The following is an 18,812-nucleotide window of genomic DNA, read 5'->3' as shown; positions in this document are numbered from 1 at the left end:
TTCAAAAAATAAAAATCAATTGTTCATGTTTTCTGCATCTGGCTTTTTTTGTTCAGGATTGACAACAGTAACCGGAATGTTGATTCCGCTTTTTTCCATGTATTCCTTTATCCTTTTCAGAGCATGGCAGACCATACCACCATTTGTAAGAATTAGGCACCTCTGACCTGCCAGTGAGTTCAGGATTGAACGATCTACAACTCCTGCAGTTACATGAAGATAAATCTCATCCCTTTCAGCAAGAATTTTGCTTCTCTTGCCCATAGCACCAATACATTCAATCTCATCTCTGAGAATTATGTCATTAAGCTCATCTTTAGAATATCTGGATGTGTCATATATCCCAATATAACCGGCCCTATATGGCCTTCTTTCCATTTCTACGATGGCAAGATTATCCTCATGGATATGGAGAACCTTACAATTTGCAGCTTCGTAGCCGGAATCTGGTGCATAATCACCATACAGTATACCGAGATTGATGTAATCCCCTTCTTTTACCTCAGATGGTATTTTGGCCCACAATAATTGCTGTGAACGCAGTGAATGGACAAGGTCAGGAATGTCACGTGGACAACATTGTGGTTTTACAAGACCTCTGCGTTTGATCTCTTCATATATCTCCAGAGTAACAGGCCTTCTAAGGTAAGCAGTTTTCAGATTATCATCATGCATAAAGATAGCTTCAGGAGTACCTTCACTGATTACTCTATGCTCATTCATAAGGAAAACATAGTCTGCCCATCCATATGCCAGATCGACATCATGTGTGGATATGATGATGGTTTTACCGAAATAGTTCAGTTCATTGAGAAGATCCATAACCTCATCTGCACCAACCGGATCCAGATTTGCAAGCGGTTCATCAAGAATGATCACTTCTGGATCCATTGCAACAATACCTGCAATTGCAACCCTCTTTTTTTGTCCTCCACTTAAGTGGTGAGGAGGTTTATTTTTCAGATGCGTAAGCCCCACATACTCAAGTGTATCGTTAACTATCTTTGTAACCTTATCCTTTGGATAACCAAGATTGACAGGACCAAATGCCACATCCTGAAAAATTGTAGGGGCAAATATCTGGTCATCCGAATTCTGAAAAACAATACCTATATTTTTTCTTATTTCCCGTAGGGACTTTGAATCATATTTTAAGGATTTGCCGTGGAAAAGCACCTCTCCCTTCCGGGGACGGTGAGTTCCGTTAAGCGTCATGAAAAGGGTAGATTTTCCAGAGCCGTTGCGTCCTACGAAGGCCACCTTTTTTCCTTTCTCTATTTTGATATTGATACCCTCGAGTGCCAGAGTACCATCAGGATAAGAGTAACTGAGATCCTTTGTTTCTAAAATGACCACCGTTTCACCTCAAATTAAAGACATTCCCCGAGTCAGATAGAAAACTGCCAGGACCAGTGAAAAATATACCACGGTCAGCAAAATTTCAGGCATCTTCACGGGCCTTTTTTCATCATACATCATCAACTTTCCGTCATAGCATCTTGAATTCATGGACATATAGAGCACTTCCCCCTGTTCCCATGATCTTATGAAAAGATTTGTACCAAGCATTGCCATTGACCTGAAAGATGTCCTGAAATCCCTGTATCCCAAACGGACCTCCTGAGCATATCTTATACCCAGTGCAACATCCAAGAAAACAAAGATATAACGATACATCATCATCGCGATCTCCACAAAGGAATCGGGTAGCTTTGCCGCCTTCAGGACTGAAAACAACTCAATCATAGGAGTTGTTAATGAAAGGAAGAACATACATGACATTCCGCTGATGGTGCGGGATAACACAAGAATTGCCATGCTCAGACCATCCGCATCTACTCCCAGACGATGTCCCAGAACATCAAAACCAAAGATGTCATCCCCGGAACCTGATAAAAACGCAATGATAACTGCACTCACAAGTACAAAACCCGCGGGAGCACCCAATATCTTCAAGTAAAATCTGGCAGGAACCTTACCAAGCCAGATGACTGCAATACTCATACAGACAGCTATCATAAAAGGAGGAAAGGGAGAATTAGACGATACACCTGCAAGTATCCCAAAAGTCGTTATCCCGAGTTTGAGCCAGTTATTCTTTTCCCGAAGAGGGCTATTCAGTGCATAGTCATCCAGCATAGAGGTCATGGTTTTCCCTGAATTGCATATATTAATCAAGAAGATTTGTTTTTTTAAAAAAGCATTTTAATGCAGAAGGTTGCGATTCATATTAGATAAGCATTGCGTATTAGATAAAAAAACCAACCTGAAACAAACAGAAAATCAGGCTGAGTTTACAATGCAAAAAAAAAAGCTTCAGAGGAAGCCTATTGTTTGTTCACCTGATTCTTTCCTCTGTAGTAACCAAAGAAGTAACCTATGATTATAGCACCAAAGGCAGCCTGAAGAGCAAAAAGCAGACTTTCAATTTCGCCGCTCTGTGGTTCGAATGTTGGAAGTCCCGGATCCCATGCTTCATAAGTTGGATCAATAGCAGTGATTACATTCTCAGCTTCACCATCTGCTCCGCCATACTCTGCATCAGGATGTATCGCAACTCCATAGAAGAACTGAAATATGAACAGAATGGCTATGATACCTACTATATATTCTAGCTTCATGCCAGAGCCCCCTTAAGCTTATTTACAGCTTCGGTTGACAGGACCTCAAGGTTCACAAGCACATCGCTCTTGACTTCCACTACATACTTCATAATAAGTGCTGTGAGAGCACCTTCCATGATTGCCAGTGGAACCTGAGTAGTTGCAAATACCATAGCAAATGCATAGAAAGATGTCAGGAAACCGGACACTGTGAGGGCGCCTCCTGTAGGGAATGCAAGGGAAAGCTGGATAGATGTTGTCACATATGTCACCCAGTCAGCTATTGCTGTTGCCAGGAAGATATTAAGATAAAAGTTCATGTTTGCCTTTGAAGCAGCTTTATAGAATGCATAAGCCACAACAGGACCAACAATACCCATGGATGCTACATTTGCACCAAGTGTGCTGATGCCTCCGTGAGCCAGGAAAAGTGCCTGATATATAAGAACAATAACACCAAGAACTGCTGTAATCGATGGACCGAAAAGCACAGCAGCCATACCAGTACCAGTTGGGTGTGAGCAACTGCCGGTAACTGATGGGAGTTTAAGAGAAGAGAGCACAAATATAAATGCACCGGCCACTGCCAGCAGAGGCACAACCTCACGTTTTGCGCTTACAAGTTTATTCAGTTTATACATACCATACAATATAATAGGAATAGAAAACACGAACCATAACTGCCACCATGGAGATGGCAAAAAGCCTTCGAATATATGCATTATTTTTCACCTTCCATTTTTAAATTACAAATTATTGGACCATACCCCATCAACTAAATTAAGCAAATATATTAAACAACTAAAGTTGATTCGGATACAAAGTGTATTATGTTATGGTACATAAACATAACGATTCACACTAAAGATTAATACTATGTACTTACTAGCTAACAAACATAGGTTGCTAAGAAACACTAGTACACAAACAATCTAAATGATATTATCCAAACTACCAGCTAACGGATGCAGATATAATGATAAGACTATGGGTAAAACAAAAACAGAATAAATTGATTTTGTATAAAAATAAAATATACGTGAAGAACTAACGCACAACCATGATGCAATACACATCGGAATTATTCACAGGTGGCTCTGAAACTGTACCACACACTGAACGTTCATCTGGATAGCCAATATCTTCATAAATGCAGATTCGTGCATCAATACTCATTTCCTCTAACAATGATGCAACCTCTTTTGTGCCAAAACTTGCGGCAGGCAACATAAAAATATTCTTGCCCAGACATATTTCCCTTATGAAAGCCTCTTTTGCAGGAGCAGGATCCCTCCCATGTGCAGTGATTATTGCCAGTGTCGACATATCAACATGAAAACGGGCACATGCAGCCTGTATGGATGATACACCCGTAACAATTCTATCCTTTTCGGTGGCAAACTTGCCAAGCCCTGAAAACATTGGGTCGCCAGTGGATAGTATAACTGCATCCTCAGGCAAAAGATAAAGGCTCTTGTAATCCTTAATTACGTGGGCATCACATTTGATGAAATCTTCTGCAAGTTCAATAGAGCGCTTTGAACCATAAACTACAGGAGCATTACTGATTACTTCTATTGCTTCCTGTGTCAGCATATTGGGACCGACACCAACGCCCACTACGATCATATTTACTCACCACTATCCATCAGAACCGTGCCGTCCCTGTCAACGACAACAATACGGGCACCTTTGCCTTTTTCCACAGCCATATTAAATGCCTGCTTAAGACGCTCATTCTCAGGATCAAGATCGAGCATTTCCACAACAGTAGCAAAGCCGCTGTCTTTTAGCATATCAGGATTGCCCCATTTCAATACAAGACCCGGTAATCCGCAGATTACCACATCACCATGTGCTGCATCAAGAGCTTCGGATATACGGCTTCCTGCAAGCACAACAGTATGATCCGGGAAAAGCATGGTTGAATAACGGATACCAACCCTGCCCGTTGTAAGCACCACTTTATCAGAGTGCCTTATGAGATCACCTTTCATTTCACCAAGGTGATCATTCCATGGTTCCACAAATCCAGTACTGCCAAGAATAGAAATTCCATCAACAATACCAATACGGCTGTTCAGGGTCTCCTTCGCAATTTCCTTGCCTTTTGGCAGATATATAGTTACTTCTGCACCCTTAAGACCAAGTTCATCCACAGCTTCCTTGATAGATTCCCTTATCTGCTTCATGGGCCCAGGGTTGATCGCAGGATGGCCTTTCTTGGATTCCAGACCGCTGCGGGTAACAATTCCAATCCCTTCGCCTGCGTAAACATTAATACCTTCAGCTTCCCTTGCATCGGCAACGAATTCAAGGCCCCTTGTGATATCTGATTCATGATCGTTATTCATCTTTACTGCAACAGCATGTCCTTTGCTTCCTGTGACATCCATTTCTGCTCGGAGTCCAACAGACGTTGGAACTGAAATGTGGTTCACATCACCGCCCAGGGAAAGAACAGCTGCCTTTGCAGCCATTGCTGCAGTGGTTCCGGTAGTATATCCTCTCTTTAATACAGAACCATCGCTCAGAACTACAAGAGTTCCGTTCTTAATACCTTCTTCAAGCTCTTTACGTGGCATTTTAGAACGATCCAGCCATTCGTCTGGAATTTTGGATTTGTTTACCGGGTCAATCATCTCAGGTCAATTGTAAGTAATACTTTTAAAATCTACCGACTCTATCCGGTCCTTTTGAAGAGCTTTGCCAGTTCATCCTTCGTGAAAGAAATCATAGTTGGACGACCATGAGGACATGTATAAGGGTTGTTGCAGTTCATGAGCTGACGTATGAGTTCTTCCATTTGTTTAGTATTGCATACGGCACCTGACTTGATAGCTGCACGGCATGCCATGGTACTGCACAGAAGGTCATAGCGTTCAGTATCTTCCTTGACCCTGCCAACTGAAAGAAGGTCTGAGATTATATCATGTATCACATCAGTATCTTCAAGTTTACCGAAGATACTTGGAACCGTTGTCACAACATAACTTTTCGGACCAAACTCCGATATAGAAAAACCCATTTCCTCAAGCTGCGGAATAAAATCCTCAATGATTGCTATCTCCTTCTGGCTCAGGTCAAGAGTGATCGGAGTGATCAGTTCCTGCCATCCCATATCCTGCATCCTCAACACCTGCTCATACATGATACGCTCATGTGCTGCATGCTGGTCAATTAGCACAAGCTTACTGTCCATCTCTGTGAGAATATAAAGATCGGCATACTGACCGAATACCTTCACTTCTGATGGATTAAATGAAGCTTTCAGTTCTTCCAACTCTGCTGTTCCTTCTGAAATCACACTTGTCTGTTGTAGCCTCTCACTTTTTTTCAGGCGGCGTTGTGTGTCCTTAGCAGGATAATGATAAGGCTCTTTTTCCTCTTTAACAACAGTTGTTTTCACTTTTTCAACCGGTTCTTCATCAGAAATTATAATTGGAGAAGAACTTTCCAGATCATCATTCAATCCTTGGGAAACTGTTTCCTCTATACGTGAGGACTCAACACTTTGATAATCATAAGATGAGACAAGTGGTTTCGATGAAGTGGACGTAGCTTGTGCAGAAGAAACAGAAAATTCTGCCGACTTTCCGGATTCTACAGAATCATATGCTACTGATTTGTTTGATGAGGTACCTGAAGAAGATGAAGTTGGTTTAGATCCAGAAATGTTAAAACGTGACTGAACAGGAACATCTTTTTTGTCCAATTGGACTTCAGGTACAAGAGATGTCTTTGCAAGCGCCTCCTCCACAGCAGCTACGATCATGACACCAATTTCTTTTTCATGACTAAGCCTGACTTCCCTCTTTGCAGGATGCACATTCACATCAACGTTCACAGGATTGATCATGAAGTTAAGGAAAGCTGCAGGATAGCGACCTTTTGGAAGTAAGGTATAGTAACCAAGTCTCACAGCATTGCTAAGCTGATTGGAATATATGGGTCTGCCATTGATGAAAAATACCTGGAAATCCTTTCCACTCCTGGTGAACTCCGGCTTTGATACATACCCGGAGATTATCAGAAGGTCTGATTCGTATTCCAGAGGAACAAGGGAACGTGCAACGTCAGCACCATACAAATGAACTATGCTGTCAAGCATTTTTACAGATGATGGAGAACGCAGATTCACTTTTCCATCTATAACCAGAGTAAATGAAACATCCGGATGTGACAAAGCGTTTCTTGAGACGACATCAATGATATGAGCCAGTTCAGTCCTGGCACTTTTGAGATACTTTCTGCGTGCGGGAGTACTGTAAAAAAGGTCATTGACAAGAATACTGGTTCCCACTGCAGCACCGGTAGAAGTTATGTTCTTGATGCCACTGGTATCAACCACGACCTTTGTGCCTTCAATCTCTCCTTCCTGCCGGGTAACCAGTTCTACGCGTGCAACTGAAGCAATGGAAGCAAGAGCCTCACCCCTGAATCCCATAGTGAGAATATTATCAAGGTCCTCGATACTGTTTATCTTACTGGTGGCGTGCTTCTTAAAGGCCATTGAAGCATCCGTATGACTCATACCCTTACCATTGTCAATAACATGGATGCTTTTCGTGCCATACCCCCCTATTTCCACTCGAACATCAGTCGCATGGGCATCAATTGAGTTCTCAATAAGCTCTTTTACCACTGATGCAGGACGCTCAATCACTTCTCCTGCTGCTATTTTATTGATGGTGGACTCGTCCAGTAATTTTATTCTGGAACCTTTGATATCACACGATTTTTCAGTCATTTTCCACTTCCTGTCCACGGCAAGTATAACAAGTATATTCTGATCTCCAACCCATCACGGCAAAAATATCTTGTTGTTAGTATTTTTGTGTTTTCATTGGAAAAAGATCCCCTAACTCCCTGCTGTAATTTAATACCCATGAAAAATTATGATTAACGAACAATAGAATTATATCATTTCATGCTATCTGAAAGCAATATCAAATAAGAAGGCTTTACATGGACAATTCCGGTAAACTAAAAAACATAGTTCCTTTATTAGCTCTTTTGACAGCATTTCCAGCATTTTCTACAGACATGATACTGCCAGCGATACCGTCACTTGCAGAACTGTGGAGCAAACCACTCTCCGTGGTTAACCTTATACTCATCGGTTTCTTTGTAACTTATGGATTTTCACTGCTTTTCTATGGTCCGATATCCGACAGGTACGGACGCAAGAAACCTTTGATGGCAGGTATCATTTTGTACATACTTGCCAGTATCCTCTGTGCTATGGCCAATGGTGCCACTGCATTAATCGTATCCAGAGTACTGCAGGCAGCCGGAGCTGCTGCCAGTGCATCCATTTCAATGGCTATGACGAAGGATATCTTTTCAGGAAACGAAAGACAGAGAATACTTGCTTACATCGCCGTTATAATGGCACTTGCACCTATGTTTGCACCTATTGTAGGCGGATGGATACTTGCATACCTTTCATGGCACTGGATTTTCATTGCCCAGGGTGCAATGGGACTTATCGGACTTCTTGGAGTTATCAGAACACCAGAAACACTAAAAGAACCAACAATAGTTCCTATTTCAAAGGTCATGAATTCTTACTGGGGACTGCTTCTCAACACAAATTATGTAGTCATGGTCCTTGTGATGTCAATCAGCCTGCTGCCACTTTACAGTTTCATTGCCGGGTCTTCAGCCCTTTACATCAACAAATTCGGAATGAGTGAACAGACTTTCAGTTACTTTTTCGCATTCAATGCCCTTGCACTCATGACAGGGTCAATGTCATGCCTGAAACTCACAGACAGAATTAATCCAAAACATCTGATGACAGCCGGTTTTGCAGGGATTGCAATCGGAGCCGTACTAATCCTCACAATAGGACATTACGGACCCTGGACATTTGCACTCCCAATGGCACTCATCACATACTCCATAGGAATCAGCAGGCCACCGAGCAACCACCTGGTACTCGAACAGGTACACAAGGATGCCGGAGCTGCATCTTCCCTGCTCATATTCACATACTTCACACTTGGAGCAGTTGGTATGTGGCTGGTATCGCAGGAATGGATGGAGCGCATGCAGATACTGGGAACCATCACTCTGGTTTGCGGAGTTATTGTTTTCGCAGCATGGATACTATTGCAGAAAAGAGGACTTGGCTCTGAACATAAGAACTAGAACTAAAATATCAGAAATATAAGAATAAAGATTAGGTGCATACTGCACCTATGCCAATTTTCCTTTCAACTCATTCAGTTTATTCAATGCTTCGATAGGAGTCATTGAATTTATATCCAGTTTTTTCAGCTCTTCAACAATAGGATCAGGAGCAGATTCACCATAAGAAGCATCCTGATCAAAGAGTATGACCTGAGTATATTTGGCACTGCTGCGTTGTTTCTTTTTACTTCCCTTGCGGTCCTCTTCACTAAGCATACACTCATCCTCGATATCCTCAAGGATTTCCTTTGCTCTTGAAGTGACTGCATGAGGCACACCGGCTATTCTTGCAACATGGATACCATAACTCCTGTCTGTTGCACCCGGAACGATCTTGCGCAGGAAAACAAGGTCATCACCGTCTTCTTTCACGGCAATATGATAATTCTTAACTCTCTTTAGACTGGCTGCAACTTCTGTAAGCTGGTGATAGTGCGTGGCGAAAAGTGACCTGACACCGACACGCCCTTTATTATGAATATATTCCACCACAGCCTTTGCAATACTGTAACCATCATAAGTACTGGTACCCCTGCCGATCTCGTCAAGCAGTACAAGGCTTTTAGGTGTTGCGTTGTTCAGGATATTAGCAAGCTCAACCATTTCAACCATAAATGTACTCTGACCGCTTGCAAGGTCATCAAAAGCACCTACCCTTGTGAATACCCTGTCCACAATTCCAATGGAAGCGTGCGATGCAGGAACAAAGGAACCTGACTGTGCCATGATAACTATCATCGCGATCTGTCTCATGTATGTGGATTTACCTGCCATGTTAGGTCCGGTGATAAGCTGGAACTGGTTCTCACTGCAATCCATCTCAGTATCATTGGGAACAAATCCACCTGGAACTGTGTTCTCAACCACAGGATGTCTTCCATCCCTGATAAGCAACCTGCAGTCAGAAGTAATCGCAGGTCTTACGTAATTATTATTGGCTGCAACTTCAGCAAGGTTTGCGAGCACATCCAGTGTCCCTATAAGGGCTGCAGTTTCCTGCAACTGTCTGGAATGAGATGCGATTATAGTATTTAGCTCAGTGAGAAGTTCATATTCAAGTGCCGTCATCTTCTCATCAGCCGAAAGTATGGCACTCTCACGTTCTTTCAGTTCAGGAGTATAGAACCTCTCGGCATTGGTCATTGTCTGCTTCCTGATATAATCATCAGGAACCTGTGAGATGTTGGCCTTTGTGACCTCAAGATAATAACCGAAAACCTTGTTATAACCTACTTTCATGGACCTTATTCCGGTCCTGTCACGCTCTTTCTGCTGGAACTTTGCAATCCATTGTTTTCCATTCTTTGAAAGATCGAACAGCTCATCAAGCTGCTCATTATAACCGGGTTTTATCATTCCTCCATCCCTGACACTGAGAGGAGGCTCTTCCACAATTGCGCTGTCTATGAGTTTTGCAAGTTCATCGAGCTCTGCAAATGATGAAAGCTTTGATGAAGTGCTTTCAAGTAATTCTATGCCTTCGCATTCCTGAAGAGAAGCAAGCAAAAGAGGAACGGATTCCAGAGATTTTTTAAGAGAGACAAGGTCTCTTGCATTGGAGTTTCCATATATTACCCTTCCTACAAGACGTTCCATGTCCTTTACATAAGAAAGATGGGCACGTATATCGAATCTCACAAGTGTATTATCATGAAGCCATGAAACAGCATCCAGCCTGTCATTGATAGCATCCACAGAGATCAGTGGTTTCAGAAGCCATTTTTGTAATTGTCTTCTGCCCATTGGGGTTTTTGTTTCATCAAGAACACCGATAAGAGATGCATCGTTTCCTTCTCCCCGGACATTCCTGACGATTTCCAGATTCCTCAGGGTTATGGCATCCAGAACCATGAACTCGGAATCAAAATAAGTCTTTAGTGTTTGTACCTGTGAGAGTTCTCTCATCTGGGTGTCGGTCGCATAACGCAATGCTGCACCGGCAGATGAAACTGCCGCCAGGAGTTCACTGCAACCCATGCCCTCTAAAGTGGATACTTTAAAATGGTCAAGGAGGACTTTTTCAGCAATTTTGTGATCGAATAGATCCTCATCAAACTCATGAATAATTATCCTCAGGTCTTTTATTCTCTCTTTGAGATGAGCGTCTTTTAGCATGGATGGAGGCATGATGCATTCAGATGGCCCCATGCGTGCAAGCTCACTTATGATTCGATCATATGGCTCCTCATCAGTAAGCTGGGTTGCAAGGAATTCTCCTGTGGAAATATCCAGAAAAGACAGACCAAATTCACCCTTATCACCATACAGAGCCACAAGATAATTATTAGAGGAATCCGAGAACATGGAAGAATCCATTGCAGTGCCTGGAGTTACAACCCTTACAACTCCTCTTTTCACTACACCCTTTGCCTTCTTTGGGTCTTCAAGCTGCTCACATATAGCAACCTTATATCCTTTCTTGATAAGCCGCGGAAGATAATTATCAATTGCATGATAGGGAATACCGGCCAGCGGCATCTTCTCCCCGTCTTTTCCCTTCCCGCGAGTTGTCAGGGTGATCTCAAGCTCCTTTGCAATTGTCTTTGCATCTTCTCCAAATGATTCGTAAAAATCCCCCATCCTGAAGAATATGAGGGCGTCCTTATGCTCTTCCTTGGCTGCATAATACTGCTGCATTGCAGGTGTCATCTTTTCCATATTCGACTCACACAAAATTGGTGCTGCAAATTATCTGGCTGTTAGTATTTTTGTGTTTTGCATCATGAAAAAAAAACAATAAGTATATCTACTAGATAGTTCCTTAAATAAAAATGAAAATACATCACAATTTTTAATGAAGTGAGTTTTTATCAAAGGGTGTTTCTATGGAAGAAAATATAGTAGGGGACAATGAGAAATATTGTACAAAATGCGGGTCCGTGATCACTAAAGAAGCTGTGATCTGTCCTAAATGTGGAGTTAAACAACCATCAATCGGTTCTTCAGGAGAGAAGAACAAAGTGGCTGCCGGAATACTTGGAATACTACTGGGAGGACTTGGAGCGCACAAGTTCTACCTGGGTCAAGTCGGTACAGGAATTTTGTACTTGTGCTTTAGCTGGACCATGATACCTTCACTTATAGGTCTGATCGAAGGAATAATCTACCTCACAATGTCCGATGATGATTTTAACAGCAAGTATAACTAAGTAAGACACAAAATGACAGACACTACTTCTCTAAAATCGGAGATTCTCTCCGGATTGAATGAGACTTCGAAGTATCTGTTATCCCATCATGAAGTCAGTGAATATTACAAATGTCTGGAACTGGAACATGATGGGAAAAAACACTACTTATGCGCCAGATGCTTTGGAATATATACTGGCTTGATAATTGGTTTTCTTTACTACAATTACATTTCAGATTCACATTTATCATATGCATTGATATCTATACTCCCTATGCCAGCAATTATTGATTGGTCAATATCAGCATTTGAAATCAACAGGAGCAAAAACCTTTTCAGAATTATATCCGGTTTTTTGCTGGGAATTGCATACTTAAACGGAATTCTGCTGCTTTTCAGAAATTTCCCGGATTATACAATACTAGCAATAGGAATATTTTACGTATCTTTAGCCTTATTATTGCTTTTTTTGAAGAAAAAACTCATAGAATCTACTAATTGTGATATCTGTTAATATCAGGAATGAATGATCCTCAACATCGTATTCCCGCCCTTCTGGAATTCATAGTTCACCTTTTCCTCACTAACAACATAACCTTGTGAAACTAAATGGCCTATGATTTCATCCAGATGTATGGATTTTCTTGAATCCAGATCAACAAGCGGAAATATTCTTACTTCACCGGCAACCCTCAGAAGTTCATCAATTGCCTGCACATGAAAATCAAATGATAGCTGCTCTGAGTATAAGAACAGAAGGTGTGATACAAGTACCAGGTCAAATGAGGCGTCTGCAAACGGCAGTTCAGGCAATACACCTGAAACATACCTGCCCTGTTTTTTTCCTTCCTCAAAATCATCAAGAAACTGACTCATTGAATTCATTCGAATACTGCCAAGCTCTTCAACCGAGGATATGTTCTTCCAGATGAACTTGTCCTGGTTTGCCATTGTCTGCTCCAGCACTTCTGAATAAGTTTCATCAATCCTTTTTTGAATCGAATCCCTGTCCTGTTCATAGATAGGATCAACTGAAACTACCGATTTGCCCTTCCTGTTCATTTCACAGTTAAAACTGGCAGGACCGTCACCACAACCCAGAATGGATTTTTCCAAATCTTTATCCGTAAGACTGAACATGTCAACATATTCCTGAAAGGAACGTCCCCAGGGAACTACATTCTGGTACTTCACAGACATGGATAATGCATTGGATTTGGAAATAATAAACGTGTTGGGTTTTCAGGTTAGAAGTCACTGCAAATTATCTTGACTTTTGCATTAGTGCACAACCCATTCCGATGGTGTATATCGGCATGGAAAGATACCTCATACCTATATCAGTAAAGTACTGGGTCACTGACATCTGGAAAAATCCACCATACACCATTGAAAGATCCAGTGCAAGATTAATGACAAGCCAGATTACTCCGAGAACAATGCCTCCATTAACGTAGTTTGTTTCAACATCCCTGAAATAACGTACAGCAAGAACCACACCCACAAGAGCACCTGTAACTACCATGATAGATTTGAAGAATGTCTCATCGATGGTGAAATTACCTTGCCGGTCAACGAATGCAAATGATATGATAAAAGGCACCAGCCACACGATAGATCCGTAAAGGACCATTTTCAGATATTTGTTCATTTGAAATCCCCTTCTGAGAAAAGAACTTGATTCAAATATAATAAAAATATACTGTAATAATCTGTTTTATTTGTAGTTCATGTCAAATGAATAAAAGAAAGGGATATTATACCCTCTCTTTCAAACTACAGTCACATTCATTCCCTTAACTTCAGCAACAACCTCCGGATTGTAGTACGAGTAAGCCTTGCTTTCAGAAACAATCGCTTTCACAGGGAACAGCGCCTTAACCTGCATGCTGAGATCAAGTTCCTCACCCGGCTGCATGTCATCAATATAAAAGATAACTTTCCTTCCAGCGATCTCGTATCGTGTTATCTTTTCCTCTGATGCCTTTGTTGCTTCCAGACTTGAAGTTACAGGGCTGAAACCAGTCGGAACTGCAAGGTCAACTATCATCATACCACTTGAACTTGTAGTGCCATCGATACCAGTGATTCCGTTGTACTTGATGTGAGCGTTCACTGTCACTATATCGTTAACTGAAACATCAGTTGAATCATATTCAACATCAAGCTCGATCTCATTCTGCTCAATGACATCAGGGAGAATGACATTGAAACGTCTCACAAGCTGATAGTTAAGGTCGCCTGTACCCTCTAGTGAAAGGGTGACAATTGACACACCATCCGGAATCTCGATGATCTGAACAACATCGAAGTTCTGCTGGTTAACTTCAACCGTCTTTATTTCAGTACCGTCAGCGATCACATGTACTGTTGCATCAATGTCCCTTCCGGCAGAAGCTGCTGCACTCATCAGAGCCCTGAAAGCCATAACAGTATCCTGGGTACTTGAGAAGCCACCGTTTGAATTACGCTGTGCAGCAATCCATTTCAGTGATGATGTTGCAGCCGGATTCTTTGCCTCGATCAATGCAAGGGTGGCGTATGCGGTTGTTTCCACATTCTTGCTTGACGGAGCTATGAAACCATAGCCACCATACTCGTATGGGAGTTTTACATCACCGGAACCGTATCCCCAGTACATGCCGTCATCATCCTGTTTTGAGATTGCCAGCAGTTCAGTTAGAGCTTTATCTGCAAGAGGACTATTAAGTTTCTGCAATGCAAGAGTTCCGATAGCAAGAGCATAAGGATCATCCTGACCTGCAAGATTGTCCTCAAGATACTTCTGGGCTTTTGCCATGACAACAGGGTTTGCGGAACCATATTCCTCCAGTGCAAGGGTCGTGTATGCTGTCAGAGCGTATGTTCCACTCACACCACCCATCATGTCCTGATGAATCACAAAACCGACCTGCTCCCATGAACCATCTTCCTGCTGGTAGAACTCTATCCAGTCTGCTGCATCGGATAGTATATCCTCATCAATTGTGGTGACATCTCTTGCACCACTGAACTGGGAAAGCACGAATGAAGTGAGCCAGAGACTGCCGCTCTCATCATTCTCACCGAATGCTGAGAATGAACCATCGCCGTGGCGGTATGTAAGCTCACGCTGGTAGCCTGTGATAATGTACATCTCAGCTTTTGCACGGACTTCCGGATTATCCTGCCCTGTTGCTTTCAGATAGCGTAGAACCTCAACGTCTGTTGAGAATAGCATCATGTTTTGTTCACCACATCCATATGGCATTCCAAGCAGGTCATCCACTCCGCTTATGCTTTGAGCAACAATACTTGGAGTAAAACTTACAAGGATTTTTTCAGAATCCGGAACAATATCTCCTGGGAGTGTTGTATCAAGTTCCACAGAACCGTTGCTGAGCACTCCATTATCAACTATTTCACGGGTTGCACCTTCTGCTTCCACGATGATGTCCTTTCTGACGGCATCGGCTCTTTCTGTTGTCTGCCCTGTTATCTCAACGATCTGTTTTCCAACCTTTGTAGGACTGATCGTAAAGCTGGCATATCCCACACCATTCCCGTCCACGGTGACTGTCTGGACATCGTCACCGATTACTTTGAACCAGTCAGCACCACTCAGTGTGAGTTTGACATCCTGCTCAGTGTCAAGATAATTATAAACCTGCACCTGAACAGGGAATTCCTCTCCCCTTGTTACAGAATATGGCAGATCAGGGTCAACGAAGAAGTCCTGGAACACAGTTAGACTGGATTCTGAAATACCAATTCCCTCAGGTCCGGTTGAAACTGCATGCAATCTCCATGTGGTAATGCTGTCCGGTGCATTCAGGTCAACGCTTGCAAGACCATTCTCGTCGGTTAGAAGTTCAGGCATCCATACCCATGTCTCAGGGAAGAACTGACGCACACGCTTCACTTCTGCAAGGTTGTCTCCTTCGGCCATTGGTTCATCAACTGCTTCTTCCTCAGTAGGAATTGCCTCCATAACTGCTTCATCCACCACCATATCTTCATCAACATCCATCATGAAGCCTGCAAAATTTCCACCATCAAAAACAACTTCACGACCAGTTAACTGATAACCATATTCCCGGGTATGAGGAACATCAATTCCTGGCGATGCCATTACTACCATACCTTCGTTGTAAAGAGTATCATAGGCACCTTCTGAGTACCATGATGGATGAGATTCTGCCTGTGGTTCCATGAAACGCTTTTCCAGCTCATCAAAAACCTGTTTAAGATTGAGCCTGCCCTCACTGAGAGCGTAAACAGATTCATCAACTATAGAAAATCCAATCATGGATTTGCTTCCGGCATCGAAATCAACTGTAACATCATCTCCTGGTTCGGCCGATTCACTGCTGAATGAACTGGAAAGGTCTACCTGAGTGGAGAATTCCACATCAAAAGGAAGCACATCCACTGATACCTCGCTGTTGGGGTTTATCATGTAAGCAACAACCTTTGCCTGAGGACTCATCTGAGGTGTAACTGGAATACTGATATCAGATTCATCGCTTGTTGCTGAATAAACTGTCCTTCCATTGGCAAATACATCATAGTAAACAGTTCCCGGATTTGTCGAATAGACATGGAAGGAAATTGTATCACCAACTTCAGGAACTCCATCACTTGTCTGGGTGATGTGAATGAAACTTGCACTTGGAGAGTACGCAGCATTTAATGACTCACTGGCCCATGCACTATTAGCATCGACATATGCATCTATGTATAGATTGGTACTGCTTTTAGGAATATTAAGCTCAAGCATTGCAACCCCGTTTTCTGTAATTAGATTATACTCGTCATGTGTATACTCATAGGACTCGTTCCTTAATCTTGTCTCTACCGTGACCTCAGTGTCAATTGGCTCTCCTGCTGGATCCTTTGTGACAACAAGAACCTGAAGCGGCATTCCCGGTTTAATTATACTTGACTCAGGAATTAGCTGGAGAATTATAGGAGATTCTGCAATTGTCAGAAGCTTGTTTGTGGACTCGCTGTGGTTTCCAGTGTCTGTAACAGTCACATTGAGCATGAGACTTGCCTGACCACCTGCTCCGTAAGTTCCTGCTGCATATTCCACAGCCGGAAGTTCAAATTCAATGGTTCCGTTCTCAAGTGTGCCGGAGAAAGTTGCATATTGCTCCCACTCACCAACGTAGCGTGAAGCTTCCACAAGAACATCACCATCCACCTCTTTTCCAAAGAAATAATTGGCTGAAACTGTGCCTGTTATTTTATCTGAAACAAGGAACCATTCCTGCAGCGTTTCAAGTGAAACATCAAACTTCGGAAGCACATATTTGTCTACCTGAATGTCAACGTTAGAACTGGAGCTTCCTGATGTTGCTATTATTTTCCACGTTCCAAGATTGAGTTCGGATGCGAGTGGAAGGTCAAAGGAAATTATGCCGTATTCATTTGAACGAAGCTCTTCCTTGAATACCTTGATGCCTTTTGCATCTGTAATTTCGACAGTTACATCCTGCTCCACCGGAACAAGATTGTTATTAAGAGAGACTATCCTGCCGTGTATTGTCTGGCCGGGTTTGTAGATTGGTTTGTCAGTCTCAATGAAAATAGGATTATTTTTTACTACATCCACTGTTGCCGTGAAATTAGTATCAAAACCTGACGGCTTTGCAGTTAGTACATACGTTCCCTCTTCAACATCAGGTACTTCAAAGGTAGCTACAACATTTCCTGATTCGGATGTCGATGCCTGGACAAGAGTAATCTCATTGTCATATTCATCGGTAAGCGTATATTCCACACAACGTTCCACGGATTTGTTGTCAGAAAAAGCTGCCATTGTTACGGAACTCTCGCCACCTGAGAAAAGGGTTTGTGGTGCAAGTATGAAGAATTCATCACCCATAGATGATACCTGACCACCACATGGCCCTGCAATATTTGAAGAAAGTACGGAATCTGTATTGTTCCCTATACAACCCGATATAAGAGCTGCAAAAATTGTCGCCATCGATACCAATAGAATTAATGATCCTTTCTTTTTTCCTGTGAAATTCATGTAACCACTCCTGCCTGATTATTTTGTGATTTGTTTCTTACTGGAAGATTTAGGAATAGGACTGTATATACTTTGCTTAAACTTCAAAGAGGTTCGAAGTTATGTGTTGTTGCACCTATGGGTTTTGAAAAAGGGAGGTATTAATCGATTTCTTCTCTTGTCAAGCAGAAATCATTTCAACTAATTCATTCTGACTTATAGTTCCATGTACACCCATGGCTGTTCCATCATCAGCTAATGTCAATTTGCCTTGAATCGAGCCAAGAGTGAAATAGTGTTCTGGACCAAGGTCCTTTGTATATTCCCACTCATCCTCGATCAGGTAAAGAAAAACCTTTTCATCCGGCTGAAATGAAGCTTCATAATCGGCAGTACTGACATCATTGCCAACTGTTCCTGTAAAAACCCTAACTATAACCTCATCTTCAGGCAATGGATTTTTTAAATACTCATCAGCAGTTATCACAACATCAGTATAGATAATATCATACCATTCGAAATCGTTAACAGAATCATGAGGTCTTTTCCCATCTACAGTGTTCCATTTACTAGGAAGTATCTCTTTTACCTTACCTATGAGAATCAGATCCGAATTCTTAGTGAGATATTCATAACTAAGTGCCTCTATTTCTGGAAATGACTCCATTGTTATTCCATCTGATCCATTATCAGAGATGACAAGTTCGCCATGTCCTCCAAAAGTATAGTATGGGTTATCGTTAGCTGCCTCCTTATTGGAATCATTCAGGAAGTCACTAGCATAGACTATACCTACCAGTACCAGTGAAAATAGAACTGATAGAATCAGAATAGACTTGATCTTCATTTCTTTCATAGAAGATACTAAATACTTGCACCA

At 42.1% G+C, this 18,812-nt stretch carries 15 protein-coding genes; 3 read left to right on the top strand and 12 right to left on the bottom strand.

Going from position 1 to position 18,812, the window contains the following annotated elements:
- Nucleotides 1–15: 15 nt before the first annotated feature.
- The 7 genes from RE474_RS07835 to mutL form a co-directional block, all read right to left on the bottom strand.
- Nucleotides 16–1,356: an energy-coupling factor ABC transporter ATP-binding protein gene (locus RE474_RS07835; protein WP_309309830.1), complete on the bottom strand. Its 1,341-nt coding sequence runs from the start codon at nucleotides 1,354–1,356 to the stop codon at nucleotides 16–18.
- A 9-nt stretch (nucleotides 1,357–1,365) separates the two neighbouring features.
- Complete coding sequence (cbiQ, locus tag RE474_RS07830) at nucleotides 1,366–2,148, bottom strand: cobalt ECF transporter T component CbiQ (protein WP_309309829.1); 783 nt, start codon at nucleotides 2,146–2,148, stop codon at nucleotides 1,366–1,368.
- A 179-nt stretch (nucleotides 2,149–2,327) separates the two neighbouring features.
- Entirely contained in the window at nucleotides 2,328–2,621 is a 294-nt protein-coding gene (locus RE474_RS07825) for an energy-coupling factor ABC transporter substrate-binding protein (protein ID WP_309309828.1), read from the bottom strand.
- Nucleotides 2,618–3,325, bottom strand: a complete 708-nt coding sequence (locus RE474_RS07820; protein WP_309309827.1) for an energy-coupling factor ABC transporter permease — start codon at nucleotides 3,323–3,325, stop codon at nucleotides 2,618–2,620. The genes RE474_RS07825 and RE474_RS07820 overlap by 4 nt, the downstream gene beginning before the upstream one ends.
- A gap of 325 nt (nucleotides 3,326–3,650) precedes the next feature.
- Entirely contained in the window at nucleotides 3,651–4,232 is a 582-nt protein-coding gene (locus RE474_RS07815; RefSeq protein ID WP_309309826.1) for a cobalt-precorrin-7 (C(5))-methyltransferase, read from the bottom strand.
- Between the two features lie 2 nt (nucleotides 4,233–4,234).
- Nucleotides 4,235–5,245, bottom strand: coding sequence for a cobalt-precorrin-5B (C(1))-methyltransferase (locus RE474_RS07810; RefSeq protein ID WP_309309825.1), 1,011 nt, complete (start codon nucleotides 5,243–5,245; stop codon nucleotides 4,235–4,237).
- A 41-nt stretch (nucleotides 5,246–5,286) separates the two neighbouring features.
- Nucleotides 5,287–7,353: a DNA mismatch repair endonuclease MutL gene (gene mutL / locus RE474_RS07805; protein ID WP_309309824.1), complete on the bottom strand. Its 2,067-nt coding sequence runs from the start codon at nucleotides 7,351–7,353 to the stop codon at nucleotides 5,287–5,289.
- 218 nt (nucleotides 7,354–7,571) lie between these two features.
- Between mutL and RE474_RS07800 the strand changes: the two genes are divergently transcribed.
- A complete protein-coding gene (locus RE474_RS07800; protein WP_309309823.1) occupies nucleotides 7,572–8,759 on the top strand; it encodes a multidrug effflux MFS transporter in 1,188 nt (395 codons plus the stop codon).
- 48 nt (nucleotides 8,760–8,807) lie between these two features.
- On the opposite strand, the gene mutS is transcribed toward RE474_RS07800, so the two are convergent.
- Entirely contained in the window at nucleotides 8,808–11,459 is a 2,652-nt protein-coding gene (gene mutS / locus RE474_RS07795) for a DNA mismatch repair protein MutS (protein ID WP_309309822.1), read from the bottom strand.
- A 167-nt stretch (nucleotides 11,460–11,626) separates the two neighbouring features.
- Here mutS and RE474_RS07790 point away from each other — a divergent pair, with 167 nt between their 5' ends.
- On the top strand, nucleotides 11,627–11,950 hold the full coding sequence (locus RE474_RS07790) for an NINE protein (protein ID WP_309309821.1): 324 nt from the start codon (nucleotides 11,627–11,629) through the stop codon (nucleotides 11,948–11,950).
- A 12-nt stretch (nucleotides 11,951–11,962) separates the two neighbouring features.
- Entirely contained in the window at nucleotides 11,963–12,445 is a 483-nt protein-coding gene (locus RE474_RS07785; RefSeq protein WP_309309820.1) for a DUF2085 domain-containing protein, read from the top strand.
- Nucleotides 12,446–12,447: 2 nt separating this feature from the next.
- On the opposite strand, the gene RE474_RS07780 is transcribed toward RE474_RS07785, so the two are convergent.
- From RE474_RS07780 to RE474_RS07765, 4 genes are all read right to left on the bottom strand, one after another.
- Nucleotides 12,448–13,131 carry an SAM-dependent methyltransferase gene (locus RE474_RS07780; protein ID WP_309309819.1) on the bottom strand — a complete coding sequence of 228 codons (684 nt, stop codon included), beginning with the start codon at nucleotides 13,129–13,131 and terminating at the stop codon, nucleotides 12,448–12,450.
- Nucleotides 13,132–13,195: 64 nt separating this feature from the next.
- On the bottom strand, nucleotides 13,196–13,582 hold the full coding sequence (locus RE474_RS07775) for a hypothetical protein (RefSeq protein WP_309309818.1): 387 nt from the start codon (nucleotides 13,580–13,582) through the stop codon (nucleotides 13,196–13,198).
- 120 nt (nucleotides 13,583–13,702) lie between these two features.
- Nucleotides 13,703–17,953 (bottom strand): alpha-2-macroglobulin family protein, encoded by a 4,251-nt coding sequence (locus RE474_RS07770; protein WP_309309817.1) that lies wholly within the window; start codon nucleotides 17,951–17,953, stop codon nucleotides 13,703–13,705.
- 160 nt (nucleotides 17,954–18,113) lie between these two features.
- Entirely contained in the window at nucleotides 18,114–18,788 is a 675-nt protein-coding gene (locus RE474_RS07765) for a hypothetical protein (RefSeq protein WP_309309816.1), read from the bottom strand.
- Nucleotides 18,789–18,812: the final 24 nt, after the last annotated feature.

Origin of the sequence: Methanolobus sediminis (genome assembly GCF_031312595.1) — an archaeon.
In the GTDB taxonomy this organism is placed as follows: Archaea; Halobacteriota; Methanosarcinia; order Methanosarcinales; family Methanosarcinaceae; genus Methanolobus; species Methanolobus sediminis.
Note: the sequence above shows the minus strand (reverse complement) of the source record. Positions and strands in the feature narration are given on the sequence as shown.